We start from the raw sequence: 26597 nt of genomic DNA, 5'->3' as shown, positions 1-26597 counted from the left end.
TGGTACGGCAGGAGCTGTCGGGGATCTTCCCGATCTGTCCATCCTTGGGTATGCAGTCGAGCAACGGCCGGACCCGCGGGGCCGAGGAGAGCCCCCACGGTGCGGCCGACAACCAGGAAGAGCAGGGCGTGACTTCCCCCGATGTCCGGCACGAGGACCCTTGGCACGACACGCAGACCACCGGCCGCGCCGACCTGGACGGAGTGGGCCGCCCCGCTCCGACCGTGCCGGCCGCGCGCGGTGAGGCCGAGGCGGTGACCGTCCGGGCCCGGGATGTGTATCTCGAGGTGCAGCGGAGCGAGGCGTTCCAGGAAGTACGCAGCCGGTACCGGCGGTTCGTGGTTCCGGCGGTCGCGGCCTTCTTCCTCTGGTACGTGGGGTACGTGGTCACCGCGACCGCCGCGCCGGGCTTCATGGCCAGGCCCGTGGCCGGGGCGTTGAACGTGGGAATGCTCGCGGGGCTCGGGCAGTTCGTCAGCACCTTCCTGCTCACCTGGGCCTACGCCCGGCACGCGCGGCTGCGCCGGGACCGGGCCGCGCTGGAACTGCGCTGGGACACCCAGGAATTGACCCGAGGCGTCCGGGGAGGTGCCCTGTGACGAGCCATCACCAGACGCTGACACTGGTGCTGTTCAGTGTCTTCGTGGCCGTGACGCTGGCCATCACGACCTGGGTGGGCCGTCGGCGGCACGGTTCGGCGGAGGAGTTCTACGCGGGCGGACGGCTCTTCACCCCGCTGGAGAACGGGTTCGCGATCTCCGGCGACTATCTGTCGGCCGCCTCCTTCCTGGGCGTGGCGGGACTCATCGCGCTGTACGGCTACGACGGGCTGCTGTACGCCGTGGGCTTCCTCGTGGCGTGGCTGCTCGTGCTGTTCCTCGCGGCGGAACTGGTGCGCAACTGCGGGCGGTTCACCCTCGCCGACGTGGTGGCCGCGCGGATGAGCGAGCGGCCGGTGCGGATCGCGACCGGGACGTCCTCGGTCACGGTGTCGGTGCTCTACCTGGTGGCGCAGATGGTCGGCGCGGGCAGCCTGGTGGCGTTGCTGCTCGGGCGCACCAGCGGGGCCGCGCAGGCGTGGACGGTCATCGGGGTCGGCGCGCTGATGGTGATCTACGTGTCCCTGGGCGGGATGCGGGCGACCACCTGGATCCAGATCGTGAAGGCGGTCCTGATGCTCGTCGGGACGATCGCGCTGACCGTGATGGTGCTGGTGCGATTCCACGGCGACTTCAACCAGCTGCTGGTGACGGCGGCGGAGCGCAGCGGGAACGGGTTGCGGTATCTGGCGCCGGGACTGAAGTACGGCGGGGGCTGGACGGCACGGCTGGACTTCATCAGCCTGGGGCTTGCGCTGGTGTTCGGCACGGCCGGGCTCCCGCACATCCTGTCCCGCTTCTACACGGTGCCGACGGCGCGGGCCGCCCGGCGGTCCACGGTGTGGTCGATCGGGCTGATCGGCGGCTTCTACCTGATGGCGATCATCCTTGGGTTCGCGGCGACGGCGGTCGTCGGCGCGGACAAGCTGCGCGCCTCCAACGCGGCCGGGAACACGGCGATTCCACTGCTCGCGCTCGACCTGGGCGGCGGTGCCGAGTCGACCGGCGGGACCGTCCTGTTCGCGGTGGTGGCGGCCGTGGCCTTCGCGACGATCCTCGCGGTGGTCGCCGGGATCACCCTGTCCTCGTCGGCGTCGGTGGCGCACGATCTGTACGCGTCGCTGCGGCGGCCGACGGCCAAGGTGCGCAGCGAGGTGACCGTGGCGCGGGTCGCGGCGGCCTTCATCGGGGTCGTCGCCATCGCGCTGGGGCTGCTGGCCCGCAATCTGAACGTCGCCTTCCTGGTCGGTCTCGCCTTCGCGGTGGCCGCGTCGGCAAACCTTCCGGCGTTGCTGTACTCGCTGTTCTGGCGCGGGTTCACCACGCGGGGCGCGGTGTGGTCCGTGTACGGCGGGCTGGTTCCGGCGCTGGTCCTGGTCGTGCTGTCGCCGGTGGTGTCGGGCAGTCCCGGGGCGCTGTTCCCGGACGTGGACTTCCAGTACTTCCCGTTGCAGAACCCGGGGATCGTCTCGATCCCGCTCGGCTTCGTGGCGGGCTGGCTGGGCACGGTCACCTCCGACGAGGTGCCGGACGAGGCCAAGTTCGCGGAGACCGAGGTGCGTTCGCTGACGGGCGCCGGGGCCGTGTGAGCACCGGTGGTTCACAGCACCGACCGCCCCACGCCCCTGGACGGTCAGGCCGCGCCCTGGAGAGTCAGGGTGACACCCAGGCGTAGCGGTGCTCGGGGCGGCCGGTGTCGCCGTACTTGAGGGAGAGGCGCAGGCGGCCGGACTGTTCGAGGCGGCGGAGGTAGCGCTGGGCGGTGGACCGGCTCAGGCCGGTTTGGGCCGCGACCTCGTGGGCCGACAGCGGGTGGTCGGCGTGGTGCAGGACCTCGCAGATGAGTTCGTTGGTGGGTTCCGAGTGGCCGCTGGGCAGACCCGGCACGGAGGGGGCCGGGGCGGTGCGCAGGGCGCCGAAGATGCGGTCGACCTGTTCCTGCCCGGTCACCTGACGGCCGCCGACGCGCTCCATGGTGCGGCGCAGGGCGGCGTAGGAGTCCAGTCGTCCGCGCAGGGCGGCGAAGGTGAAGGGCTTGACCAGGTAGTGCAGGGCACCGAGGCGCATGGCCTGCTGGACGGTCGTCACGTCGCCCGCCGCCGTGATCATGATGACGTCGGCGCTGTGGCCGTGCTGCCGCATCCGGTGGACGAGTTCGAGGCCGGTGCCGTCCGGAAGATAGTGGTCGAGCAGCACCAGGTCGATGCTGCCGCGCTCGACGGCGGCCAGGGCTTGGGCGGCGCTGTGCGCGCGGGCGGTGACCCGGAAACCGGGAACCTTTCCCACGTACTTGGCGTTGATCTCGGCGACACGGTAGTCGTCGTCCACCACCAGGACGTCAATCATGAGGCCCACCCTTCCCCGGCCGGCGTGCAAGGGGCCCGCGCGTTAAGCCCGTGTTTCGGCTCCGCAGTTCTAGCGTGAGCAAAACGAGCACAACAGCCTCTTGCGAGCAAAAGAACGGGTTGCGCTCACAAGACTGCTGCTGTGGCGGGGGCCACACCTACCGTCCCTCGGTATGAGCGCAGACACCAGCCCCGCCATCGAGCTGAGGGGCGCGACCAAGAACTTCAGGACGCCGTCCGGCGAACTGCATACCGCTGTCCGGGAGTTGGACCTGACCGTGGGGCGCGGCGAGTTCGTCGCCGTCGTGGGCCCGACCGGCTGCGGCAAGTCCACCACGCTCACCCTCGTCAGCGGCCTTGAGGAGCCCAGCGCGGGCGAGGTCCTGGTGGCCGGGGAGCCGGTCGACGGGGTCGGCGGCAAGGTCGGGTTCGTCTTCCAGCAGGACGCCACCTTCCCCTGGCGGACCGTGCTGGCCAATGTGATGGCGGGCCCCCGTTTCCGGGGCGTGCCCAAGGCGGAGGCCAAGGAGAAGGCCCGCGCATGGCTGGCCCGGGTCGGGCTCGCCGCGTTCGAGGACCGCTATCCGCACCAGCTCTCCGGCGGTCAGCGCAAGCGCGTCGCCCTCGCGGCCACCTTCGTCAACGACCCCGAGATCCTGCTCATGGACGAGCCGTTCTCCGCGCTCGACGTGCAGACCCGGGCACTGATGTCCGACGAGCTGCTGGAGCTGTGGGAGGGCACCGGCGCCTCCGTCGTGTTCGTCACCCACGACCTGGAGGAGTCCATCGCCCTGGCCGACAAAGTCGTGGTGATGACCGCCGGGCCCGCGACCGTGAAGCAGGTCTTCGACATCGACCTGCCCCGCCCGCGCAAGGTCGAGTCGGTGCGCCTGGAGCCGCGGTTCATCGAGATCTACCGCGAGATCTGGTCCTCCCTCGGCGAAGAGGTCCGTATCACCCGTGAGCGAGGTGCCGCGCATGTCGCCTGAGACCCTGTCCACGCCCCTGGTCACCACCGCCAAGACCCCGGACCGCGCGCAGTCGCGGGCACGCGCCGCCCGCAGGCGCAAGGCGGTCGTCGTGGCCGCCCGGGTGCTGCTCCTCGTGGCCGTGCTCGGCCTGTGGGAGGGGTTGTCCCGCGCGAACATCATTGATCCGTTCAACTTCTCGATGCCGTCGGCCATCTGGGACCAGATCCAGTCCTGGACCCTGCACGGAACGGCGCTCGGTTCGCTGGGCGAGCAGATCTGGTACACGCTGTACGAGGCGCTGCTCGGCTGGTTCATCGGGGTCGCGGGCGGTGTCGTCCTCGGTATCGCGCTCGGCCGGGTCGCCTTCCTCGCCGATCTGCTTGGTCCATACATCAAGGTGCTCAACTCGATTCCCCGGATCGTCCTGGCACCGGTCTTCCTGATCTGGTTCGGGCTCGGCCCGGCCTCCAAGGTCGCCTCCGCCGTGGTGCTCGTCTTCTTCCCGGTGTTCTTCAACGCCTTCCAGGGCGCCCGCGAGGTGGACCGCAACCTCGTCTCCAACGCGCGGATGCTCGGCGCGAGCGACCGGCAGGTGACCCTCCAGGTGGTCATCCCCTCGGCCACCTCGTGGATCTTCACCAGCCTGCACGTCAGCTTCGGCTTCGCGCTGATCGGCGCCATCGTGGGCGAGTACATCGGCGCCACCCGCGGCATCGGCCTGCTCGTCGCCCAGTCGCAGGGCACCCTCAACTCCGCCGGTGTGTACGCCGCGATGGTCATCCTCGCGGTCGTGGCCCTGCTCGCGGAGGGACTGCTGACCTTCGCGGAGCGCCGCATCTTCCGCTGGAAGCCCTCGAACTCCGAGCAGTGACCGCTCCGCTCCGTTCCCGACCCGACCCGCCCCGCATTCCGCGCCCCCGCTCACAAGGACGTGACTCCCATGCGCACCCGCGCCCGCTACGCCTCCCTCGCCACCGCCTGTCTGCTCGCCGTCTCCTCCCTCACCGCCTGCGCCAACGAGGTGGCCGGTACGACCTCGTCGGGCAGCGGCGGCAACGGCGAGAAGGTCAAGATCATGGTCGGCGGCCTGGACAAGGTCATCTACCTGCCCGCGATGCTCACCCAGCGCCTCGGCTACTTCCGCGACGCCGGGCTCGACGTGGAGCTGCTGACCGAGCCCGCCGGGGTCCAGGCCGAGACCGCGCTCGTCTCCGGCCAGGTCCAGGGCTGCGTCGGCTTCTACGACCACACCCTCGACCTCCAGGTGAAGGGCAAGTCGGTGGAGTCCGTGGTGCAGTTCTCGCAGGCGCCCGGCGAGGTGGAGGTGGTCTCGGCCAAGCGGAAGGGCGAGATCACCTCGCCCGGCGACTTCAAGGGCCGCAAGCTCGGGGTCACCGGCCTGGGGTCGTCCACCGACTTCCTCACCAAGTACCTCGCGGTCAAGCACGGCGTGAAGGTCAACGAGTTCAGCCCGGTCGCGGTCGGCGCGGGGCCGACGTTCATCGCCGCGCTCCAGAAGGGCTCCATCGACGCGGGCATGACGACCGACCCGACCGTCGCGACGATCCTGGAGAAGAAGGCCGGCAGCGTCCTGGTCGACATGCGCACACCCGAGGGGTCACAGAAGGCGCTCGGCGGGCCGTACCCCTCCTCCAGCCTGTACATGCGCACCGACTGGGTGAACAGCCACAAGGCGACCGTGCAGAAGCTGGCCGACGCGTTCGTCCGCACGCTGCGGTGGATGTCCTCGCACAGTGCCGACCAGATCGCCGCGAAGATGCCCGCCGACTACTCCCAGGGCGACAAGAAGCTCTACGCCGAGGCGATCAAGAGCACGCTGCCGATGTTCACCAAGGACGGCGTGATGCCCGAGAACGGGCCCGAGACCGTCGAGAAGGTCCTCAAGGCCTTCAACCCGAACATCAAGAACGCCGACGTGGACCTGGAGAAGACGTACACCACCGAGTTCGCCGAGAAGGCGGCCAAGTGACGGCCCTCCGGCACCCGGCCCGCTGAAATCCCCTCAGCGAAATCCCTCAGCGCGCCTTGTCGGCCGCGCCCCACTCGCCGGACCCGGCGGGCACGGGCGCGGCCGTCGCCCTGTCACCGACCTCGCTCAGCGCCTCCGGCAGGACGACCGTGAACTCGGCGCCCCCGCCCTCCGCCGCCCCCACCGTCGCGCTCCCGCCCTGCCGTTGGGCGAGCCGTCGTACCAGCGCGAGCCCGATGCCGCGCTTGCCGTGCGCGGGCGGCTCCTTCGTGGACCAGCCCTCGGTGAACACCGACTCGCGCCGCCCCTCGGGCACCCCGGGCCCGGTGTCCCGGACGCGGAGGACGACCGTACGGCCCTCGGCGTACAACTCGGCCTCCACGCGCGCGTGCGGGGTGCCCGCGACGGCGTCCAGGGCGTTGTCCACGAGGTTGCCGACCACGGTGACCAGCGCGCGGGGATCGACCGACCGGTCCGGGATCCAGGTGCGTTCCGACAGCCGCAGGGCGACCCCGCGTTCGGCGGCGACGGTCGCCTTGCCCACCAGCAGGGCGGCCAGCAGCGGGTCCTGGATCTTCTCGGTGACCTGCTCGGCGGTGGCCCGGTGGTCCCCGACCACCTCGCCGATGAACTCCACCGCGTCGTCGTACATCTCCAGTTCCAGCAGGCCGAGCAGGGTGTGCAGCCGGTTGGCGTGCTCGTGGTCCTGGGCGCGCAGGGCGTCGATCAGGCCCCGGGTGGAGTCGAGTTCACGGCCGAGACGCTCCAGTTCGGTGCGGTCGCGCAGGGTGGCCACGGCGCCGCCGTCGCCGGTGGGCATCCGGTTGGCGACCAGGACGCGCGGCCCGCGCACGGCGAGCAGGTCGGTGCCGGTGACCTGGCCCGTCAGCACGTCCGTCACCCGGCCCTCGCCCAGCGCCTCGTCGGGGGAGCGGCCCACCGCCTCGTCGCCGATGCCGAGCAGCCGCGCCGCCTCGTCGTTCAGCAGCCGTATCCGGCCCGCGCGGTCGAGTGCGACCACGCCCTCGCGGATGCCGTGCAGCATCGCCTCCCGCTCCGCGAGCAGCGCCGAGATGTCGGAGAACGCCAGGTCACGGGTCTGCCGTTGCACCCGGCGCGAGATCAGCCACCCGGCGAGCGCACCCACCGCGAGCGCGCCCCCGGCGTACGCCAGGAGCCCCGGCACCGCGCTCACCAGCCGGGCGCGCACGCTGTCGTAGGCGATGCCGACCGAGACCGCCCCGACGATCCGGTGACCGTCGTCGTACAGCGGCACCTTGCCGCGCGCCGAGCGGCCCAGCGTGCCCCGGTCGATCTCCATGACCTGGGTGCCGGCCAGGGCGCGGCTCGGGTCGGTGGAGACGCGGCGGCCGACCTCGCCGGGCGTGGGATGGGACCAGCGCACGCCCCGGGTGTCCATGACGACGATGTACTCGGCGCGGGTCGCGCGCCTGATCCGCTCCGCCTCGCGCTGCACCGGGCCGGTCCGGGTGGGCCGCGTGGTCAGGACGCCGCGGGCGATGGCCGGGTCCTGCGCTGTGGTCTGCGCGATGACCAGCGCGCGGCGCATCGCCTCCTGGTCCAGCTGCCTGCTCAGAGGGGCGAGGAACAGTCCGGTCGCCAGGATCGCGACGCCCGCGGCGGTCGTCACCTGCATGAGCAGGACCTGTGAGAACGCCCGCCGGGGGAGTCCGAGGCGGACACGGCGGGCGGGGGAAGCGGCACTCATGGCTGGACCGTACGCGCCGGACGCGCGCGGGCCCAGGGGTCGTGCACGAGACGTCCTGGCTGCTCAGCCCGCCAGTGCCGCCGTCCGCAGCTCGTGGATCGCCACTGCCTCCAGGCGGCCCGGCGCTCCGAGCACGGTCGCGCCGCAGCTCTCCGGACGCGGCGGCAGTGACGCCGTCTGCTCGATGCCGACGCGCCAGGCCCGGCCGTCCGTGTGGGTGACGGTGACCTCCCAGTGCGGGGCCGCGCCCTCGGTGCGTACGACGCCGAGCACGCCCGCCTCGTACACGTCCGCCGCCGACCGTACGGCCAGTTCGGCGGCCTGGCCCGGGCGGTCCCAGGCGGAGCAGCCCCGGTTGTCCTCGACCATCACGCGCCCTTCCTCGGCGCTGTGCAGGGCCTGCTTGACGGTGTGGGCCTCGGCGCGGGCGTACGCGTAGCCGTACGGCAGGACGAGCACCGTCGGGGCGAAGCGGTGTCCACCCAGATGGGTGACCTCCCAGACGCCCGGTACCCCGGAGGCGACGAGTTCGGCGGCCAGCGGACGGCCGAGCAGGGCGCAGCAGCGGTCGCGCTTGCCGTTGGTGCACACGAGGGCGAGCGGGTCGCCGGTGTGCGGCCGGGCACCGAGCACCGAGGTGAGGGAGCGCGGGTCGCCCGCGCCGAGGGCGGCGAAGTCCAGGCCGAGCAGGCGGTGCGGATCGCGGGTGGTGGCCTCGTACAGCCAGACGTTCCCGGGGACGGTGTGGGCCACGTACACCCGGCGCTCCGAGGGCGTCCCGGGGTCCGCGTGGCGGCCCGGGCGCCGGATCAGCACGACGCGCACCCCCGTGCCCTGCGCGGCTGCCTCCAGGGCGCGGCCCAGCGCGGGGTCGAGATGGCTCGACGTGAGGGCTTTGACGCCCCAAGGCCCGGCCTGTTCCAGCAGCAGCCACGTCGTCGCCGTGGCCGCCGTACCGGAAACGGGCTCGTCGAGGCTCCGGGAGACGGTCGCGCACCTACTCACAGAGGTGAGCCTAACCTGACTTCCACCCGGGTCGCTCCCCGGCAGGGGTATGTCCGGCTCCCGATGGGTAGAACTCAGGGTTCACGGGGGGACTTTCACGGGTGGTTGTCAGGGGTACGGCAGGGGCTGTGGGGGTTTGGGGCCGACGTACTGGCCGCTCGGGCGCATCCGCAGCGGGCGTTCGCCGTACTCCTCCAGGGCGTGCGCGATCCAGCCCGCCGTCCGGGCCACGGCGAACACGGTCTCGCCCGCGCTCGCGGGCATCCCGCAGGAGACGGTGAACACGGCCAGCGCGAGGTCCACGTTGGCGTGCAGCGGGGTGTGCCGGGCCGTGGTGGCGACGATGTCGCGGGCGGCGAGCAACGCGGGCTCCGCGCGCGGGATCTCCTCCAGAAGCCTGAACAGCGCCTGCGCGCGCGGGTCTTCACCGGCGTACAGCCGGTGGCCGAGTCCGGGGACGCGGCGCCCGGCCCGGAGTTCGGCGGCGATCACCGGACCCGCCGTGCCCTGGTCGAGCACGTCGAGCAGCAGCCGGTGGGCCAGGCCGCTGGCCGCGCCGTGCAGGGGGCCCTCCAGGGCGCCGAGTCCGGCCGAGACGGCCGCGTAGGCGTGCGCGCGGGCCGAGGCGGCGACCCGGACGGCGAGGGTGGAGGCGGCCAGGTCGTGGTCGGCCAGCAGACCGAGGGCGGTGTCCAGGACCCGCAGACCGGCACCGTCCGGCGCCCGGCCGCTCAGCCGGGTCCACAGACGGCGCGCCAGGGGGCCGTCGTCCCGGTGGTCGGGCCGGTTCTGGGGCAGCGCGGCGACGAGCGTCGGGACGAGGAGGCGGCCCGCGCCGAGCACGGCGTCCTCGGAGAGGTCGAAGCGCAGCGGGTCCTCGGTCGCCGCCGCGATCGCCGCGACGCGCAGCCGGTCCGTGGTGGTGGTGTGCTCGGGCAGGGAGTTCACGGCCCGGCGGGCGGCCTCGACCGTGGTCTCGGGGGCGAAGAAGGCGGCGCCGGGGGTCGGTTCGCCCGTCCACAGCCACTCCGCGACTTCCTCGAAGGAGTGACGCGTCGCCAGCTCCGTGGCGTCCACACCCCGGTAGTAGTACCGGTCCTCCTCGATCAGGGTGATGCCGGTCCGCACGGACAGGTCCGTGGCCGAGCCCGAAGGCCCGGCCGCCTCGCGCCTGTTGCGCCGTGCGAGGGCCGTGACCTCCTGCGCGTCGAAGGTGCTGGCGCGGCTGCCGGGCTCGCGTCTGCTGCCGAGCAGGCCGCGGCTCACGTAGGCGTAGACCGTCTCGGGCTTCACGCCGAGGAGTTCGGCGGTCTCCTTGGTGGTCAGCCGCCGCTCGGGGCGGCCGGGGGCGAGGTCGTGATCGCGCATGGAGGCCACCGTAGCCCTCTCTGCATGTGTTGATGGCTCTAGGTTGATTCAATCAATATTGACAGTCATTCGGTCAAGCGTGGACAGTCGGATCAAGTTCAGGGAGGAACATCATGTCCATCAACAGGACCGCGCCCCTCGTCGACGTACCGCGCGGACTCGCCGGTGTCGTCGTCACCGACACCGAGATCGGCGACGTGCGGGGGACCGAGGGCTTCTACCACTACCGGCAGTACTCCGCCGTGGAACTCGCCCGCACCCGGAGCTTCGAGGACGTCTGGTACCTGCTCGTCCACGGCGCCCTCCCCGACGCCGAGCGCCGGGCCGCCTTCACCGCCGAGGTCGCGCGGCTACGACGGCTGCCCGGGGAGGTCGCCGCCGCACTGCCCGCCGTGGCCGCCGCGAGCCGGACCGCCGGGCCCCTGGCCGGACTGCGCACCGCGCTGTCCCTGCTCGGCGCCGCGCGGGACTTCCGGCCCGTCTACGACATCGACGCCGACCGGCGCCGTGCGGACACCCTTGCCGCCTGTGCCGCCGTCCCGACTCTGTTGACCGCTCTGTACCGGCTCGGCAAGGGACTTGATCCGATCGAGCCCCGCGTGGATCTGCCCTACGCGGCCAACTACTTGTACATGCTCACCGGCGAAGAGCCCGGTACTCGACAGGCTCGTGCAGTTGAGCAATACCTCATCTCAACCATTGACCACGGATTCAATGCGTCAACCTTCACCGCGCGCGTCATCGCGTCCACCGGCGCCGACATCGCCGCCTGCCTGGTCGGCGCCCTCGGCGCCCTGTCGGGACCACTGCACGGCGGCGCCCCCAGCCGCGCCCTCGACACCCTGGACGCGATCGGCACCCCGGACCGGATCGACCCCTGGGTGAGGGAACGCGTGCTCGCCGGTGACCGGATCATGGGCTTCGGGCACGCCGTCTACCGCACCGAGGACCCCCGTTCCCGGATGCTGCGCGAGATCGCCCTCGGCTTCGGTGGCCCGCGCGTCGACTTCGCCGTGGAGGTCGAGCGGCACGTGGAGGCGATCCTCGCCGAACTCAAGCCCGGCCGGGAACTGCACACCAACGTCGAGTTCTACGCCGGGGTGGTCATGGAACTGTGCGGGCTGCCGAGGGAGATGTTCACGCCCACCTTCGCGGCCGGACGCGTGGTCGGCTGGAGCGCCAACATCCTGGAACAGGCGGCCGACCCGAAGATCATCCGCCCCGCCGCCCGCTATGTCGGCCCCCAGGCACCGGTGGCGGTCCCCGTCGGCGGCTGAGCGCGGCCCGCCGCCCCGGGTACGCCCCGCACCCCGGTACAGCCCACACCACGGACACTCCCCGCCGCCCGACCCCCGCGCCCCCACCCCTCGTATCCTGGTCGGACAGTCCGTCCGCCGGGCGCCGCGCCCCGCGCCGGGACGCGGTGCCCGGTGAGAGCCGAAGGAAGGGTGCCGCCCGGTGGGGAGCAGTCGTAGTCCGCAGCAGATTCCCGTCGTCGTGCTCGCCGGGTTCCTCGGGTCAGGGAAGACCACGCTGCTCAACCATCTGCTGCATCGCAGCGGGGGCAGCAGGATCGGGGCGCTCGTCAACGACTTCGGGGCGGTCGAGATCGACGCCATGGCGGTCGCGGGCGCGCTCGGCGACTCCACCGTCTCGCTCGGCAACGGCTGTCTGTGCTGTGCCGTCGACGCGAGCGAACTCGACTCCTACCTGGAACGGCTCGCCGCGCCCGCCGTCGGCATCGACGTGATCGTCATCGAGGCCAGCGGGCTCGCGGAGCCGCAGGAGCTGGTGCGGATGGTGCTGGCCAGCGAGTTGCCCGGGATCGTCTACGGCGGGCTCGTCGAGGTCGTGGACGCGGCGGAGTTCGACGACACCCGCGCCCGGCACCCCGAGATCGAACGGCATCTCGCGCTCGCGGACCTGGTCGTGGTCAACAAGCTCGACCGCGCCGAGGACGCCGACAGGATCCTGGCCGGTGTCCGCGCGCTCGCCGACGGCGCCCCGGTCGTCGCCGCCACCTACGGCCGGATCGACCCGGAGTTCCTTTTCGAGTGCAGGCCCAGCGAGGAGCGCATCGGCCAGCTCTCCTTCGACGACCTCCACACGGACGGCGACGAAGACGCGGACGACGACCCGCACGCCTCCCACCTGCACACCGGCTACGACAGCCTGTCCTTCATCTCCGCCGCGCCCATGGACCCCCGCGCACTCATGCGGTTCCTGGACAGCAGGCCGGACGGGCTGTACCGGATCAAGGGATACGTGGACTTCGGGCCGTACGACACCGCGAACCGGTACGCCGTCCACGCCGTGGGCCGTTTTCTGCGCTTCTACCCGGAGCCCTGGCCGCAGCAGGACGCGGACCGCCTCACCCAGCTCGTCCTCATCGGCTCCGGCATCGACACCGACGCCCTCCGCAAGGAACTCGACGCCTGCCGAGCCGTCGACACCGACAGCACCGACAGCACCGAAGGCACCCCCCAGCCCGACGACCACGCCATGTGGGGCGTCCTGCGCTATGTGCCGGGCTCCGAGGACGAGCCCGGCACATGACCACCGGCGAGAGCCGCCGCTACAGCACCGGCCCCGCGACCACGGCCACCGGCTGCGCCAGCGACGTACCCGACCCGTCGCGTCGCGGGTCCAGCTCGGGCAGTTCGGCCGGAAGGCCGTTCTTCTGAGCCGCCCGCGCCGGGACCGGCCCCGCCCAGGCCAGCGACAGACAGTCCTCGCCCTTCAGGAACCGCTGGCAGCGGACACCACCCGTCGCCCGCCCCTTGCGCGGGAACTGGTCGAACGGGGTCAGCTTGGCCGTCGTGTGCACCGAGTCGTCCAGCGTGCCGCGGGAGCCCGCGATCGTGAACACCACCGCGTCGGCGGCCGGATCGACCGCCGTGAACGAGATCACCTTCGCGCCCTCGGCGAGCTTGATGCCCGCCACACCGCCGGCCGGACGGCCCTGCGGACGCACCTGGTTCGCCTGATAGCGCAGGAGTTGGGCGTCGTCGGTGATGAACACCAGGTCCTCCTCGCCGGTGCGCAGCTCCACCGCGCCGACGATCCGGTCACCCTCCTTGAGCGTGATGACCTCCAACTCGTCCTTGTTGGACGGGTAGTCGGGCACCACACGCTTGACCACGCCCTGTTCGGTGCCCAGCGCGAGACCTGGTGACGACTCGTCCAGAGTCATCAGACAGACCACCGTCTCGTCGTCCTCCACGGACACGAACTCGGCCAGCGGCGCGCCCCCGGAGAGGTTCGGCGCGGTCGCGGTGTCGGGCAGCTGGGGCAGGTCGACCACGTTGATCCGCAGCAGCCGTCCGGCCGAGGTGACCGCGCCGATCTCACCGCGCGCGGTCGCGGAAACGGCCGAGACGATCACGTCGTGCCGGGTGCGCCCGCCGTCCTGCGGAACGGGTTCGGCGTTCGTCGTACGGGCCAGCAGGCCGGTCGAGGACAGCAGCACCCGGCACGGGTCGTCGGCCACCTGGAGCGGCACGGTGGCGACCTGGGAGGCGGTGGACTCCAGCAGGACCGTACGCCGGTCGGTGCCGAACTTCTTGGAGACGGCCGCCAGTTCGTTGGAGACCATCTTGCGCAGCTCGGAGTCCGACTCCAGGACGCGGGTCAGCTCCTCGATCTCCTGGTTGAGCCGGTCCTGCTCGGCCTCCAGCTCGATCCGGTCGTACTTGGTCAGGCGGCGCAGCGGGGTGTCCAGGATGTACTGCGTCTGGATGTCGCTCAGCCCGAAGCGCTCGATCAGGCGCTCCTTGGCCTGCGCGGAGTTCTCGCTGGAGCGGATCAGCCGGATGACCTCGTCGATGTCGGCCAGCGCGGTGAGCAGGCCCTCGACCAGGTGGAGCCGGTCGCGGCGCTTGCCGCGGCGGAACTCGCTGCGGCGGCGGACGACCTCGAAGCGGTGGTCGAGGTAGACCTCGAGGAGTTCCTTCAGGCCCAGGGTGAGCGGCTGGCCGTCGACCAGGGCGACGTTGTTGATGCCGAAGGACTCCTCCATGGGCGTCAGCTTGTACAGCTGCTCCAGGATGGCCTCCGGCACGAAGCCGTTCTTGATCTCGATGACCAGGCGCAGCCCGTGCTCGCGGTCCGTGAGGTCCTTGACGTCCGCGATGCCCTGGATCTTCTTCGCGTTGACCAGGTCCTTGATCTTCGCGATGACCTTCTCGGGGCCGACCGTGAAGGGCAGTTCGGTGACGACCAGGCCCTTGCGGCGGGCGGTGACCGCCTCGATCGCGACCGTGGCGCGGATCTTGAAGGTGCCGCGGCCCGTCGCGTACGCGTCGCGGATGCCGTCCAGGCCGACGACCCGGCCGCCGGTGGGCAGGTCGGGGCCGGGGACGTGCCGCATCAGGGCGTCCAGGTCCGCGTTCGGGTGCCGGATGAGGTGGCGGGCGGCGGCGATGACCTCGCGCAGGTTGTGCGGGGGCATGTTGGTCGCCATGCCGACCGCGATGCCGGAGGCACCGTTGACCAGCAGGTTCGGGAAGGCGGCCGGGAGGGCCACCGGCTCCTGCTCCTGGCCGTCGTAGTTCGGCGCGAAGTCGACCGTGTCCTCGTCGATGGACTCGGTCATGAGGCTCGTCGCCTCGGCCATCCGGCACTCGGTGTACCGCATGGCGGCGGGCGGGTCGTCGTTGCCCAGCGAGCCGAAGTTGCCGTGGCCGTCGACCAGCGGGACACGCATCGAGAAGGGCTGGGCCATGCGCACGAGGGCGTCGTAGATCGACGCGTCGCCGTGCGGGTGCAGCTTGCCCATGACCTCGCCGACCACGCGGGCGCACTTGACGTACGCGCGCTCGGGGCGCAGGCCCATCTCGTTCATCTGGTAGACGATGCGCCGGTGCACCGGCTTCAGTCCGTCGCGGGCGTCCGGCAGGGCGCGCGAGTAGATGACCGAGTACGCGTATTCGAGATAGGAGCCGCGCATCTCGTCCACGACGTCGATGTCGAGGATCTTCTCCTCGTACGCATCGTCGGGCGGCGGGGTCTTCGTACTGCGGCGGGCCATCGCTGCCGGCTCCTTGCTGAGGCGGTTGACGGATCTGACGCGGACCATTGTGGACCGAGGTACTGACACTGCGGGCCGCGCCCCGGTCCGAGAGGGGGAAAGCCCCGGCATCAGGCGGTCCGCCCGGTCCGGTCACCGCGCAATCCGGCGCCGTCCGGTACCGCGCCCGCCATGAGCACGCCTGACGCAGGCTACGCGATCCGCTCAGGGCGTACGTCCGGCGGGAACTCCGCCGGGCCCTCGCACGCTTTGCATACAGTGGCAGGAACGGCAGGAAAACAGCGGTTTCTTTCGACCGCCTCCGCTTGCGAAGGGACGTACATGCCCATGGGTCACACGACCACAGCCCAGGCAGGCTCCGGGGGCCTGACAGCGACCGAGCACCGCCTGGCCAACGGTCTGCGCGTGGTGCTCTCCGAGGACCACCTGACCCCGGTGGCGGCGGTCTGCCTCTGGTACGACGTCGGCTCCCGGCACGAGGTCAAGGGCCGCACCGGACTGGCCCACCTCTTCGAGCACCTGATGTTCCAGGGCTCGGGCCAGGTCAAGGGCAACGGCCATTTCGAGCTGGTCCAGGGCGCGGGCGGCTCGCTGAACGGCACGACGAGCTTCGAGCGCACCAACTACTTCGAGACCATGCCCGCCCATCAGCTGGAGCTGGCCCTCTGGCTGGAGGCCGACCGCATGGGCTCCCTGCTGGCCGCCCTGGACGACGAGTCCATGGAGAACCAGCGCGACGTCGTCAAGAACGAGCGCCGCCAGCGCTACGACAACGTCCCCTACGGCACCGCCTTCGAGAAGCTGACCTCCATGGTCTATCCCGAGGGCCACCCCTACCACCACACACCGATCGGCTCCATGGCCGACCTGGACGCGGCCACCCTCGAGGACGCGCGCGCGTTCTTCCGCACCTATTACGCGCCGAACAACGCGGTGCTCTCCGTGGTCGGCGACATCGACCCCGAGCAGACGCTCGCCTGGATCGAGAAGTACTTCGGCTCCATCCCGGGCCACGACGGCAAGCCCGCCCCGCGCGACGGCGCGCTGCCCGAGGTGATCGGCGAGGAGGTGCGCGAGGTCGTCGTCGAGGAGGTCCCGGCGCGCGCCCTGATGGCCGCCTACCGGCTCCCGGAGGACGGCACGCGCGCGAGCGACGCGGCCGACCTCGCGCTGACCGTGCTCGGCGGCGGCGAGTCCTCCCGGCTGTACAACCGCCTGGTGCGCCGCGACCGTACGGCCGTCGCGGCCGGGTTCGGTCTGCTGCGCCTGGCCGGTGCGCCCTCGCTCGGCTGGCTCGACGTGAAGACCTCCGGCGACGTCGAGGTCCCGGTCATCGAGGCCGCCATCGACGAGGAGCTGGCCCGCTTCGCGGAGGAGGGCCCGACTCCGGAGGAAATGGAGCGCGCCCAGGCCCAGTTGGAGCGCGAGTGGCTGGACCGGCTCGGCACGGTCGCGGGCCGCGCCGACGAACTGTGCCGGTTCGCCGTCCTGTTCGGCGACCCGCAGCTCGCCCTGAGCGCCGTCCAGCGTGTCCTCGACATCACTCCTGAAGAGGTCCGGGAGGTCGCCAAGGCCCGGCTGCGTCCGGACAACCGCGCGGTCCTCGTCTACGAGCCCAAGTCCCCGGAGGCGGTCGAGGACGCCGACCTGCCCGACGACCCGGAGCACGAAGCCACCGTAGAGGCCGGCAACGACAACGAGGAGACGGCCAAGTGACCGAGCTCGCCACCATGGAGTTCCACCCCCAGCCGCAGCCGGGCGAGGCGAAGCCGTGGGCGTTCCCGGCCCCCGAGCGCTCCACGCTGGACAACGGCCTCACCGTGCTGCGCTGCCACCGCCCCGGCCAGCAGGTCGTCGCCGTCGAGGTGCTGCTCGACGCGCCCCTGGACGCCGAACCGGCCGGGCTCGACGGTGTCGCCACCATCATGGCGCGCGCCTTCTCCGAGGGCACCGGCGAGCTGAGCGCCGAGGAGTTCGCCGCCGAGCTGGAGCGCGCGGGCGCCACGCTCGACGCGCACGCCGACCACCCCGGCGTCCGGCTCAGCCTGGAGGTCCCGGCCTCCCGGCTGTCCAAGGGCCTCGGTCTGCTCGCGGACGCCCTGCGCGACCCGGCCTTCGCGGAGAGCGAGGTCGAGCGCCTGGTCCGCAACCGCCTGGACGAGATCCCGCACGAGCTGGCCAACCCGGCCCGCCGCGCCGCCAAGGAGCTGTCCAAGGAGCTGTTCCCGGCCTCCGCGCGCATGTCCCGCCCGCGCCAGGGCACCGAGGACACCGTCGAGAAGATCGACGCGTCCGCCGTGCGCGCCTTCTACGACCGCTACGTGCGCCCGGCCACGGCCACCGCGGTCGTCGTCGGCGACCTGACCGGCATCGACCTGGACGCGCTGCTCACCGAGACCCTGGGCGCCTGGACGGGCACGCCGGGCACGCCCCGCCCGGTGCCGCCGGTGACGTCCGACGACACCGGCCGCGTGGTCATCGTGGACCGGCCCGGCGCCGTCCAGACCCAGCTGCTGATCGGCCGTACCGGCTCCGACCGGCACGACCGGGTGTGGCCCGCGCAGGTGCTCGGCACCTACTGCCTCGGCGGCACCCTCACCTCCCGCCTGGACCGCGTCCTGCGCGAGGAGAAGGGCTACACGTACGGCGTGCGGGCCTTCGGCCAGGTGCTGCGTTCCTCCGCCGACGGCACGGGCGCCTCGATGCTCGCCATCAGCGGCTCGGTGGACACGCCGAACACCGGTCCCGCGCTCGCGGACCTGTGGACCGTGCTGAACACCCTCGCGGCGGAGGGCCTGACCGACGCCGAGCGGGACGTGGCCGTGCAGAACCTGGTGGGCGTCGCCCCGCTGAAGTACGAGACGGCCGCCGCCGTCGCCGGGACGCTGGCCGACCAGGTCGAGCAGCACCTGCCCGACGACTACCAGGCCGAGCTGTACCGCCGCCTGGCCGCGACCGGCACCGTGGAGGCCACCGCGGCCGTCGTGAACGCCTTCCCTGCGGACCGGCTGGTGACTGTCCTCGTGGGCGACGCCGCTCAGATCAAGGAGCCGGTGGAAGCCCTCGGGATCGGTCCGGTCACCGTGGTGTCGGCCGAGTAGCGACGAGCAGCCACGAGCGGCGTCGAGCGGCGACGCCCGCACGCGCGCAGGGGCCCTGACGGCCGATGACCCGTCAGGGCCCTTTCGTGTGCGCATCGGTCGGCAAATGTCCGGATTGATGCGGAGGTTGCCCGTCTGCCCTGTGTCGTGCGCTACAAATGCCCGGAGTCGTTTGAGTATCGGCCGCCGTCCCCATTAGCTTCTTCCGGGCTGTTCGTCACGCAGTGCGCCGCGCCCGCGGCACCGGACAGCCGACGCCGAGTCCCCGCGTGGCGCGAGCCTGGGGAGCCGGGGAACCATGTTCCCGAGGTGAATCGGGCGCCCACGCGCGAGCGGGGGAGTCCGTAGGAGACCTTCCTCTCCGAACCTTCCCCCAGCTCTGAAAGACCCGGGGGCGCCCCCACCGCTAACCCGGTAGGCGTGAGGGAAGGAAAGGACCAGCCACCACATGGCGTTCATGTGCGCCACCGGGAAGCACCGCAGGCCCGGACGTGTCACACGTACCACCGCTCGGGCGGCCGGAGTCGCGGCCCTCACCACCACCGGTGTCGTCGGCACCCTCACGGCCGCCCCGGCCCTCGCCGCCGACAACTCCGCCGAGCAGACCGGTCTCACCCCGGTCATCAGCGCCAACGACGACCTCGCCGCCGAGATCGAGGCCCAGGCGTCCGCGCAGCGGGCCGCCGCCGAGCGCAAGGCCGCCCAGGAGGCCGCCGCCGCGCGCGTGAAGGAGGCGCGCGCCGCCGAGGTCCGCGCGGCCCGTGCCGCCGAGCGCGAGCGGCTGAACGCCTTCGTCATGCCGATCGCCCACTCCTACGTCTCCACCGGCTACCGGACCGGCGGCTCTCTGTGGTCCTCCGGCAGCCACACCGGCATCGACTTCCACGCCGCGAGCGGGACGCCGGTCCACGCGGTCGGCGCGGGCACCGTCGTCTCCGCCGGGTGGGGCGGGGCGTACGGCAACGAGGTCGTGATCCGGATGGCCGACGGGATGTACACCCAGTACGGCCATCTGTCGTCCCTCGGCGTCACGGTGGGCCAGCAGGTCACCCCGGGCCAGCGGATCGGCCTGTCCGGCGCGACCGGCAACGCGACCGGACCGCACCTGCACTTCGAGGCCCGTACGAGCCCCGAGTACGGCTCGGACGTCGACCCGGTCGGCTACCTCCGCAAGCACGGCCTGGACGTCTGAGGCCGAGCCGCGCCCAAGCCGACGCCCCCCGCGTCGCACCCCAGGGAGCCCCGGTCCGCACCGCCGCCGGGGCTCCCGCCCTTTCCGTACCGTTTCCCGGCGCGCCGCCCGCCCGCCGGTTCGCCCGCCGGTTCGTCCGCCGCCCGGCCCCGCTGTCCAAAAAAGAGCCATGAATTCCGGTCCGCCGTCGGAAATTCCCGCGCATTGCAATAGAGTCACGGAACAGACGTCCATCGTCGGCGTTTCACGGGGATTAAGGCGGAGGTGGCTCATGCGTATTCCGGCGCATTCGGTATGCACGGCGATCCGGGACGACATCGTCGCCGGGGTCCACGAGCGCGGCAGCCGCCTGACCGAGGAGGTCCTCGCCCGCCGCTACGGCGTCTCGCGCGTCCCCGTCCGCGAGGCGCTGCGCACGCTGGAGGCGGAGGGGTTCGTGGTGACCCGGCGGCACGCGGGCGCGTGCGTGGCCGAGCCGACCGAGCGGGAGGCGGCCGACCTGCTGGAGATGCGCCGCCTGCTGGAGCCGCTGGGCGCCGCGCGGGCCGCGCAGCGGCGCACCGAGGCCCACCTCAAGGTGCTGCGCGGCCTGGTCCGGCTGGGCCAGGAGCGGGCCAGGCGCGGGAACAGCGAGGATCTGCGGGCGCTGGGCGGCTGGTTCCACGAGACGCTGGGGCAGGCCGCGGGCAGCCAGTCGCTGACCGCGATGCTCACCCAGGTGCGGCACAAGATCGCCTGGATGTACACGGTGGAGGCCCCGGCGAACCCGGTCGAGTCCTGGGCGGAGCACGGCGCGATCGTGGACGCCGTGGCGCGCGGGGACGGAGACCGTGCGCGGTCGCTCACGGCGCTGCACGCCGAGCGCGCGGCGTTCGCGCACCGGCTGCGCCAGCCGCAACATGTTGTAAACACAGCGGGTCAGCGGAATTAACACGGGCGCTGTATACAAAGAACAGCTATTTCGATGGCGATGTTTTTGCTGCCCATTTTCTCCGTGCGTTCGCAGTGCGCCGGAATTCCAGGGCACCTCTCGCACCCGAAGGTAAAAACGCGGAAAGCCGCGTCACCTTGAACAGGTGACGCGGCTTCCGTGCTGAACGGAAACGAGACTCAGACGGTCTCGGGCAGCTCGTCCAGGCCCTCGGCGACCAGCTTGGCCAGACGCTCCAGCGCGGCCTCCGCACCCTCGGCGTCGGAGGCGAGGACGATCTCCTCGCCACCCTGGGCGCCCAGGCCGAGAACGGCGAGCATCGAGCCCGCGTTGACCGGCGTGCCGCCGGACTTGGCGATGGTGACCGGGACGCCTGTGGCCGTGGCGGCTCGGACGAAGATGGAAGCGGGGCGGGCGTGAAGGCCCTCGGCCCAGCCGACGTTGACGCGGCGCTCAGCCATGTGATGCTGCCCTTCAGTCTCTCAGGTTGTCTAGACCAGTTTCCCACACGGGGAACCGTGCCCGGAGCGGCACTTCACCCCTCCGGAACCTCTCCGTACCGGTCGTCGGACCGCGGCCTCGGCCCGACTTCCGTTCCCCCACAGGTTGCCTCGCGCCGTTGTCGTACGCGAGCCGTACTCTGGGGCCCATGCAGACCCCGGCGGACCGGCAGGACCGGCACGAATACCCCGCCCACTGGGAGGCGGACGTGGTGCTGCGCGACGGTGGCACCGCGCGCATCCGGCCCATCACCACCGACGACGCCGATCGCCTCGTCAGCTTCTACGAGCAGGTCTCCGACGAGTCGAAGTACTACCGCTTCTTCGCGCCGTACCCCCGGCTCTCCGCCAAGGACGTCCACCGCTTCACGCACCACGACTTCGTGGACCGTGTGGGGCTCGCCGCCACGGTAGGCGGCGAGTTCATCGCCACCGTACGCTACGACCGGATCGGGGCCGACGGCATGGCCGCCTCGGCACCGGCCGACGAGGCGGAGGTCGCCTTCCTGGTGCAGGACGCGCACCAGGGCCGGGGCGTCGCCTCCGCGCTCCTCGAGCACATCGCGGCCGTCGCGCGCGAGCGGGGCATCCGCCGGTTCGCCGCCGAGGTGCTGCCCGCCAACACCAAGATGATCAAGGTGTTCACCGACGCCGGGTACACCCAGAAGCGGAGCTTCGAGGACGGCGTCGTCCGGCTGGAGTTCGACCTCGAACCCACCGACCGCTCCCTCGCGGTGCAGCGCGCGCGGGAGCAGCGGGCGGAGGCGCGGTCGGTGCGACGGCTGCTCGCGCCCGGGTCCGTCGCGGTCATCGGGGTGGGCCGCACGCCGGGCGGGGTCGGGCGCAGCGTGCTCGGCAACATCCGCGACGCGGGGTACCGGGGGCCGCTGCACGCCGTCAACACCGCCTTCCCCGAGGACGTCAAGGAGATCGACGGGGTCCGGGCGTACCGCTCGGTGCGGGACATCGAGGGGCCGGTGGACCTCGCGGTCGTGGCCGTCCCCGCGGACCGGGTGCCCGCCGTCGTCGCCGAGTGCGGGGCGCACGGGGTGCAGGGTCTGGTCGTCCTCTCCGCCGGGTACGCCGAGATCGGGCCCGAGGGGCGCGAGCGGCAGCGGGCGCTGGTGCGGCAGGCGCGGGCGTACGGCATGCGGATCATCGGACCGAACGCCTTCGGGATCATCAACACGGCCGCCGATGTCCGCCTCAACGCCTCCCTCGCCCCTCAGATGCCCCGGCCCGGCCGGATCGGGATGTTCGCGCAGTCCGGTGCCATCGGAATAGCCCTTCTCTCCCGGCTGCACCGGCGCGGGGGCGGCATCACCGGGGTCACCGGTGTCTCCACCTTCGTCTCCTCCGGCAACCGCGCCGACGTCTCCGGCAACGACGTCCTGCAGTACTGGTTCGACGACCCCGACACCGATGTCGTCCTCATGTACCTGGAGTCCATCGGCAATCCCCGCAAGTTCACCCGCCTGGCCCGTCGTACGGCCGCCGCCAAGCCGCTGGTGGTCGTCCAGAGCGCGGGCTCGACCCCGCAGGGCCACGCCGTGCGCGCCACCCGGCTCCCGCACGACACGGTGTCCGCGCTGCTCCGCCAGGCGGGCGTCATCCGCGTCGACACGATCACGGAACTGGTCGACGCGGGGCTCCTGTTGGACCGCCAGCCGCTCCCGGCGGGCCCCCGCGTGACGATCCTCGGCAACTCCGAATCCCTCGGCATGCTCACCTACGACCGCTGTCTGGCCGAGGGCCTTCAGCCCTCCACGCCGATCGACCTGACGACCTCCGCCACGGCCGCCGACTTCCACCGCGCCCTGTCCCACGCCCTGGCGGACGACACCTCCGACGCGGTGGTCGTCACGGCGATCCCGGCGATCGGGGAGGCGTCTCCCGGTGACGTGGAGCTGGCGGAGGCGCTGCGTACGGCCGCCGCCGCGGCGCCGGACAAGCCGGTGCTGGTGGTCCACGTGGAGTTGGGGGGCCTGGCGGAGGCGTTGTCGCTGGCGACGAGCACGGCGCCGGTGCCCTCAGGGGAGGGGACGGCTGCTGTGGGCTCCGCGCAGGCGTCCGGTGCGGAGAGTGCGGCTGAGACCGCTGAGACCGCTGGGCCCGCCTCCGCTTCCCCGGACGACCGGGCGGCAGAGCGGCACTCCGCCGCCACCCCCACGCCCTCCGTCCGGCCACCCGCCGTACGCGGCACGCCCCCGACCCCGGGCGCCGCCTCCGGCGCCCCGGTGCGAAGCGGGTCCGCCTCGGCGACTCCGTACCCCCGCCTCATCCCCGCCTACCCCGCCGCCGAACGCGCCGTCCGCGCCCTCGCCGAGGCCGTGAAGTACGCCCAGTGGCGGCGGGAGGCGACCGAGCCCGGCAAGGTGCCGGAGTACGACGACATCGATGAGCGGGGTGCTGCCAAGCTGATCGCCGGTCTGCTGGAGCGCGGGGAGGGGCTGGCCGTCGGCCCCGAGGACACCCGCGAACTGCTGGCCGCCTATGGCATCCGGGTACGCCCCGCTCTGCCCGCGCCGACCCCGGACGCCGCCGCCGAGGCCGCCCACGCGCTCGGCTACCCCGTCGCCCTCAAGGCGACCGCCCCGCATCTACGGCACCGCGCCGACCTCGGGGGAGTGCGGCTCGACCTCGCCGACGAGGAGCAACTGCGGCGGGCCTACGCGGAGTTGACCGAGCTGTTCGGCCCGGCGGAGCAGCTGCGCCCGGTCGTGCAGGCGATGGCGGCGCGCGGCGTGGACACCGTCGTACGCGCGGTCATCGACCCGGCGGCCGGTGCGGTCCTCTCCTTCGGCCTGGCCGGGGCCGCCTCCCAGCTGCTCGGCGACACCGCCCACCGCCTGGTCCCGGTCACCGACCGCGAGGCGTCCTCCCTGGTCCGCTCCATCCGCACGGCTCCCCTCCTCTTCGGCTGGCGCGGCTCCACCCCCGTGGACACCCCCGCTCTGGAGGAACTGCTGCTCCGCGTCTCCCGCCTGGTCGACGACCACCCCGAGGTGGTCGCGGTCACCCTGGAACCGGTCGTCGTCGCCCCACACGGCCTGACCGTCCTGGACGCCACGATCCGCCTGGCCCCGCCTCCGGCCCGGGACGACCTGGGGCCGCGCACGCTGCCGCTGTATTAGCCACCCGCGTACGTCCGTGCAGCGTGCGGCCGGTCTCCGCCTTCTGTCGTGATCCACTTTTGAAACCCGTCTCGGGCGGTGATCGCGGGCCACGAGGTGACCCCTCGCACACGCCCTTCACGAACACCTCCTGTCAGGCCCCGACCCTCCCCTGACTGGCCCGGAGCGCCCCCCTCCACGGATTAGGATGGACGCCATGGCCAAGACCAGTACGACGACCCAGGGGCTTCGCGCGGCGATCGAGCGCAGCGGCTACTACCCGGCCCTCGTGGCCGAGGCGGTGGAGGCCGCCGTGGGTGGCGAGCCTGTGCGGTCGTACCTGGTGCATCAGGAGACCACGTTCGACCAGAACGAGGTCCGGCGTCATGTCACCGTGCTGGTTCTGACCGACACTCGTTTCCTCGTCAGCCACACCGACGAGCAGGCCGCCGACAGCACCTCCCCGACGCCGTACGCCACCACCTCCACGGAGTCGGTGAAGATCGGCCGGATCTCGTCCGTGGTGGTCAGCCGGGTCGTGGCGAACCCGGAGAAGTACACCCCGGGTACCCTGCCCCGCGAGGTCGTGCTGACCGTCGGCTGGGGCGCGGTCGCCCGGCTGGACCTGGAGCCCGCCGCCTGCGGCGACCCCAACTGCGACGCCGACCACGGCTACACCGGCAGCTCCACCGCCGACGACCTCAGCCTGCGGGTCAGCGAGGCCGGGGACGGCCCGGAGACGGTGCGCGAGGCGCTTGCCTTCGCCCAGGCCGTCTCCGAGGCGACGGCGACCGCGGGCTCCGCGCGCTGATGTCGCAGCCCGCCGCCTGGGACGCCTACGAACCCCTCGCCCTGGACACCGCGCCGCTGCCGGAGTACGGCAGCGGTTCGCTCGCCGACCTCCTGCCCACCCTCGCGGCGGGCCTCGGCGTACCCGGCACCACCGCCACCATCGCCGAACTCACCCCCGCCGACCGCGTCTGCGTCTTCCTCGTCGACGGCCTCGGCTGGGAGCAGCTGCGGGCCCACCCCGACGAGGCGCCGTTCCTCAACTCCCTGCTCGGCACCTCGCGCGGCGGCACCGGCCGCCCGCTGACCGCCGGTTACCCGGCGACCACCGCGACCTCCCTCGGCTCGGTCGGCACCGGCCTGCCCCCCGGCGCCCACGGCCTGCCCGGCTACACGGTCCGCAACCCCGAGACCGACGAGCTGATGAACCAGCTCCGCTGGCGCCCCTGGACCCCGCCGCACGTCTGGCAGCCGTACCCGACCGTCTTCGAGCTGGCCGAGCGCGCGGGTGTGCACGCCGCGCAGGTCTCCTCGCCCACCTTCCGCGACACCCCGCTCACCCAGGTCGCGCTCAGCGGCGGCACCTTCATCGGCCGCCTCACCGGCGAGGAGCGCATGGACGCCGCCGCCGAGCAGCTGGCGGCGGGCGACCGCTCGCTGGTCTACACCTACTACGCCGAGCTGGACGGCGCGGGCCACCGCTACGGCGTCGGCTCCGACACCTGGCGCGGCCAGCTCATGACCGTCGACCGCCTCGCCCAGCGCCTGGCCGAGCAGCTGCCCCCACGCAGCGCGCTCTACGTCACCGCCGACCACGGCATGATCGACATCCCCTTCGGTGACGAGCACCGCATCGACTTCGACGAGGACTGGGAGCTGCGCGCGGGCGTCTCCCTGCTCGGCGGCGAGGGCCGGGCCCGCCATGTGTACGCGGTCCCGGGCGCCGAGTCCGACGTCCTCACCTGCTGGCGCGAGGTGCTGGGCGACCGCTTCTGGATCGCCTCGCGCGACGAGGCGATCACGGCGGGCTGGTTCGGCCCCCATGTGGACGACCGCGTGTACTTGCGCATCGGGGACGTGGTCGCCGCCGCGTACGACGACGTGCTGATCACCGCGTCCGAGCGGGAGCCGAAGGAATCGCTCATGGTGGGCAACCACGGCTCGATGACCCCCGCCGAGCAGCTGGTCCCGCTGCTCGAAGTACGCTCCTGACCTGTCCTCCCCCCACTCCCCGAAAGGTGCTCAACTTCTCATGCCCGAGCTGGTGTTCTTCTCCGGAACGATGGACTGCGGGAAGTCGACGCTGGCTCTCCAGATCGAGCACAACCGCTCCGCGCGCGGCCTCGTCGGCCTGATCTTCACCCGCGACGACCGCGCGGGCGAGGGCAAGCTGTCCTCCCGCCTCGGCCTGGTCACCGACGCGGTGGAGGCGGCCGACGGCATGGACCTCTACGGCTACCTCGTCCACCGCCTCTCCAAGGGCGGCAAGGTCGACTACGTGATCGCCGACGAGGCCCAGTTCCTCACCCCCGAGCAGGTCGACCAGCTCGCCCGCATCGTGGACGACCTCGGCCTCGACGTCTTCGCCTTCGGCATCACCACCGACTTCCGCACCCGCCTCTTCCCCGGCTCCCAGCGGCTGATCGAACTCGCCGACCGCATAGAAGCGCTCCAGGTGGAGGCCCTGTGCTGGTGCGGCGCCCGCGCCACCCACAACGCTCGCTCCGTCGGCGGCGAGATGGTCGTCGAGGGCGCCCAGGTCGTCATCGGCGACGTGAACCGCCCCGAACAGGAAATCGGCTACGAGGTCCTTTGCCGCCGCCACCATCTGCGGCGCATGACGGCGGCCTCGGCTCAGGCGGCGGCGCTGTCCCCGGACGTCCTGCCGGTCACGTCGGGCTGAAGGCCGGGCGCGCCTGCCGACCGAGTACGCCG

At 72.1% G+C, this 26597-nt stretch carries 21 protein-coding genes; 15 read left to right on the top strand and 6 right to left on the bottom strand.

What is annotated here, in order from left to right; all coding sequences use genetic code 11:
* Nucleotides 1-50: 50 nt before the first annotated feature.
* Together B079_RS0118590 and B079_RS0118585 are read left to right on the top strand one after the other, a co-directional pair.
* A complete protein-coding gene (locus B079_RS0118590; protein WP_018547352.1) occupies nucleotides 51-599 on the top strand; it encodes a DUF485 domain-containing protein in 549 nt (182 codons plus the stop codon).
* Nucleotides 596-2188 (top strand): cation acetate symporter, encoded by a 1593-nt coding sequence (locus B079_RS0118585; protein ID WP_018547351.1) that lies wholly within the window; start codon nucleotides 596-598, stop codon nucleotides 2186-2188. Before B079_RS0118590 ends, B079_RS0118585 begins: the two co-directional genes overlap by 4 nt.
* Before the next feature lie 64 nt (nucleotides 2189-2252).
* Here the strand turns inward: B079_RS0118585 and B079_RS0118580 are convergent, their stop codons facing one another.
* Nucleotides 2253-2945, bottom strand: coding sequence for a response regulator (locus tag B079_RS0118580; RefSeq protein ID WP_018547350.1), 693 nt, complete (start codon nucleotides 2943-2945; stop codon nucleotides 2253-2255).
* A gap of 172 nt (nucleotides 2946-3117) precedes the next feature.
* Here B079_RS0118580 and B079_RS0118575 point away from each other — a divergent pair, with 172 nt between their 5' ends.
* The 3 genes from B079_RS0118575 (at nucleotide 3118) to B079_RS0118565 (ending at nucleotide 5905) form a co-directional block, all read left to right on the top strand.
* Entirely contained in the window at nucleotides 3118-3933 is an 816-nt protein-coding gene (locus B079_RS0118575) for an ABC transporter ATP-binding protein (RefSeq protein ID WP_018547349.1), read from the top strand.
* Nucleotides 3923-4786, top strand: coding sequence for an ABC transporter permease (locus B079_RS0118570; RefSeq protein ID WP_026248836.1), 864 nt, complete (start codon nucleotides 3923-3925; stop codon nucleotides 4784-4786). The genes B079_RS0118575 and B079_RS0118570 overlap by 11 nt, the downstream gene beginning before the upstream one ends.
* Before the next feature lie 69 nt (nucleotides 4787-4855).
* Nucleotides 4856-5905 (top strand): ABC transporter substrate-binding protein, encoded by a 1050-nt coding sequence (locus B079_RS0118565; RefSeq protein ID WP_018547347.1) that lies wholly within the window; start codon nucleotides 4856-4858, stop codon nucleotides 5903-5905.
* 46 nt (nucleotides 5906-5951) lie between these two features.
* Here the strand turns inward: B079_RS0118565 and B079_RS32310 are convergent, their stop codons facing one another.
* The 3 genes from B079_RS32310 to B079_RS0118550 form a co-directional block, all read right to left on the bottom strand.
* The gene (locus B079_RS32310) at nucleotides 5952-7634 is read right to left on the bottom strand and encodes an ATP-binding protein (protein ID WP_051095181.1); all 1683 of its coding nucleotides are present in this window, start codon (nucleotides 7632-7634) and stop codon (nucleotides 5952-5954) included.
* Nucleotides 7635-7697: 63 nt separating this feature from the next.
* Nucleotides 7698-8639: a sucrase ferredoxin gene (locus B079_RS0118555; protein ID WP_018547345.1), complete on the bottom strand. Its 942-nt coding sequence runs from the start codon at nucleotides 8637-8639 to the stop codon at nucleotides 7698-7700.
* 108 nt (nucleotides 8640-8747) lie between these two features.
* On the bottom strand, nucleotides 8748-10007 hold the full coding sequence (locus tag B079_RS0118550) for a citrate synthase (protein WP_018547344.1): 1260 nt from the start codon (nucleotides 10005-10007) through the stop codon (nucleotides 8748-8750).
* Between the two features lie 113 nt (nucleotides 10008-10120).
* On the opposite strand from B079_RS0118550, the gene B079_RS0118545 reads away from it, so the two are divergent.
* Nucleotides 10121-11284: a citrate synthase/methylcitrate synthase gene (locus B079_RS0118545; RefSeq protein ID WP_018547343.1), complete on the top strand. Its 1164-nt coding sequence runs from the start codon at nucleotides 10121-10123 to the stop codon at nucleotides 11282-11284.
* A 181-nt stretch (nucleotides 11285-11465) separates the two neighbouring features.
* Nucleotides 11466-12563 (top strand): CobW family GTP-binding protein, encoded by a 1098-nt coding sequence (locus B079_RS0118540; RefSeq protein WP_026248835.1) that lies wholly within the window; start codon nucleotides 11466-11468, stop codon nucleotides 12561-12563.
* Nucleotides 12564-12582: 19 nt separating this feature from the next.
* Here the strand turns inward: B079_RS0118540 and B079_RS0118535 are convergent, their stop codons facing one another.
* On the bottom strand, nucleotides 12583-15036 hold the full coding sequence (locus tag B079_RS0118535; protein ID WP_018547341.1) for a DNA gyrase/topoisomerase IV subunit A: 2454 nt from the start codon (nucleotides 15034-15036) through the stop codon (nucleotides 12583-12585).
* Between the two features lie 321 nt (nucleotides 15037-15357).
* Between B079_RS0118535 and B079_RS0118530 the strand changes: the two genes are divergently transcribed.
* The 4 genes from B079_RS0118530 to B079_RS0118515 all read left to right on the top strand — a co-directional run bounded on the left by B079_RS0118530 (nucleotide 15358) and on the right by B079_RS0118515 (nucleotide 20260).
* A complete protein-coding gene (locus B079_RS0118530) occupies nucleotides 15358-16752 on the top strand; it encodes a M16 family metallopeptidase (RefSeq protein WP_026248834.1) in 1395 nt (464 codons plus the stop codon).
* A complete protein-coding gene (locus tag B079_RS0118525) occupies nucleotides 16749-18137 on the top strand; it encodes a M16 family metallopeptidase (RefSeq protein ID WP_018547339.1) in 1389 nt (462 codons plus the stop codon). The genes B079_RS0118530 and B079_RS0118525 overlap by 4 nt, the downstream gene beginning before the upstream one ends.
* 448 nt (nucleotides 18138-18585) lie before the next feature.
* Nucleotides 18586-19329, top strand: a complete 744-nt coding sequence (locus B079_RS0118520) for a M23 family metallopeptidase (RefSeq protein ID WP_018547338.1) — start codon at nucleotides 18586-18588, stop codon at nucleotides 19327-19329.
* A gap of 271 nt (nucleotides 19330-19600) precedes the next feature.
* Nucleotides 19601-20260, top strand: a complete 660-nt coding sequence (locus tag B079_RS0118515) for a GntR family transcriptional regulator (RefSeq protein WP_018547337.1) — start codon at nucleotides 19601-19603, stop codon at nucleotides 20258-20260.
* A 179-nt stretch (nucleotides 20261-20439) separates the two neighbouring features.
* Here the strand turns inward: B079_RS0118515 and B079_RS0118510 are convergent, their stop codons facing one another.
* Entirely contained in the window at nucleotides 20440-20721 is a 282-nt protein-coding gene (locus tag B079_RS0118510; protein ID WP_018547336.1) for an HPr family phosphocarrier protein, read from the bottom strand.
* Between the two features lie 188 nt (nucleotides 20722-20909).
* Between B079_RS0118510 and B079_RS0118505 the strand changes: the two genes are divergently transcribed.
* The 4 genes from B079_RS0118505 to B079_RS0118490 all read left to right on the top strand — a co-directional run bounded on the left by B079_RS0118505 (nucleotide 20910) and on the right by B079_RS0118490 (nucleotide 26565).
* Nucleotides 20910-23894: a bifunctional GNAT family N-acetyltransferase/acetate--CoA ligase family protein gene (locus B079_RS0118505; RefSeq protein ID WP_018547335.1), complete on the top strand. Its 2985-nt coding sequence runs from the start codon at nucleotides 20910-20912 to the stop codon at nucleotides 23892-23894.
* A 187-nt stretch (nucleotides 23895-24081) separates the two neighbouring features.
* Entirely contained in the window at nucleotides 24082-24684 is a 603-nt protein-coding gene (locus B079_RS0118500) for a DUF5998 family protein (RefSeq protein ID WP_018547334.1), read from the top strand.
* Entirely contained in the window at nucleotides 24684-25874 is a 1191-nt protein-coding gene (locus tag B079_RS0118495) for an alkaline phosphatase family protein (RefSeq protein WP_018547333.1), read from the top strand. The genes B079_RS0118500 and B079_RS0118495 overlap by 1 nt, the downstream gene beginning before the upstream one ends.
* Before the next feature lie 40 nt (nucleotides 25875-25914).
* Nucleotides 25915-26565, top strand: coding sequence for a thymidine kinase (locus B079_RS0118490; RefSeq protein ID WP_018547332.1), 651 nt, complete (start codon nucleotides 25915-25917; stop codon nucleotides 26563-26565).
* Nucleotides 26566-26597: the final 32 nt, after the last annotated feature.

Source organism: Streptomyces sp. LaPpAH-108 (genome assembly GCF_000373625.1).
Taxonomy (GTDB): domain Bacteria; phylum Actinomycetota; class Actinomycetes; order Streptomycetales; family Streptomycetaceae; genus Streptomyces.
The sequence above is the reverse complement of the archived record's forward strand: the minus strand, read 5'-3'. Positions and strand labels throughout refer to the sequence as shown.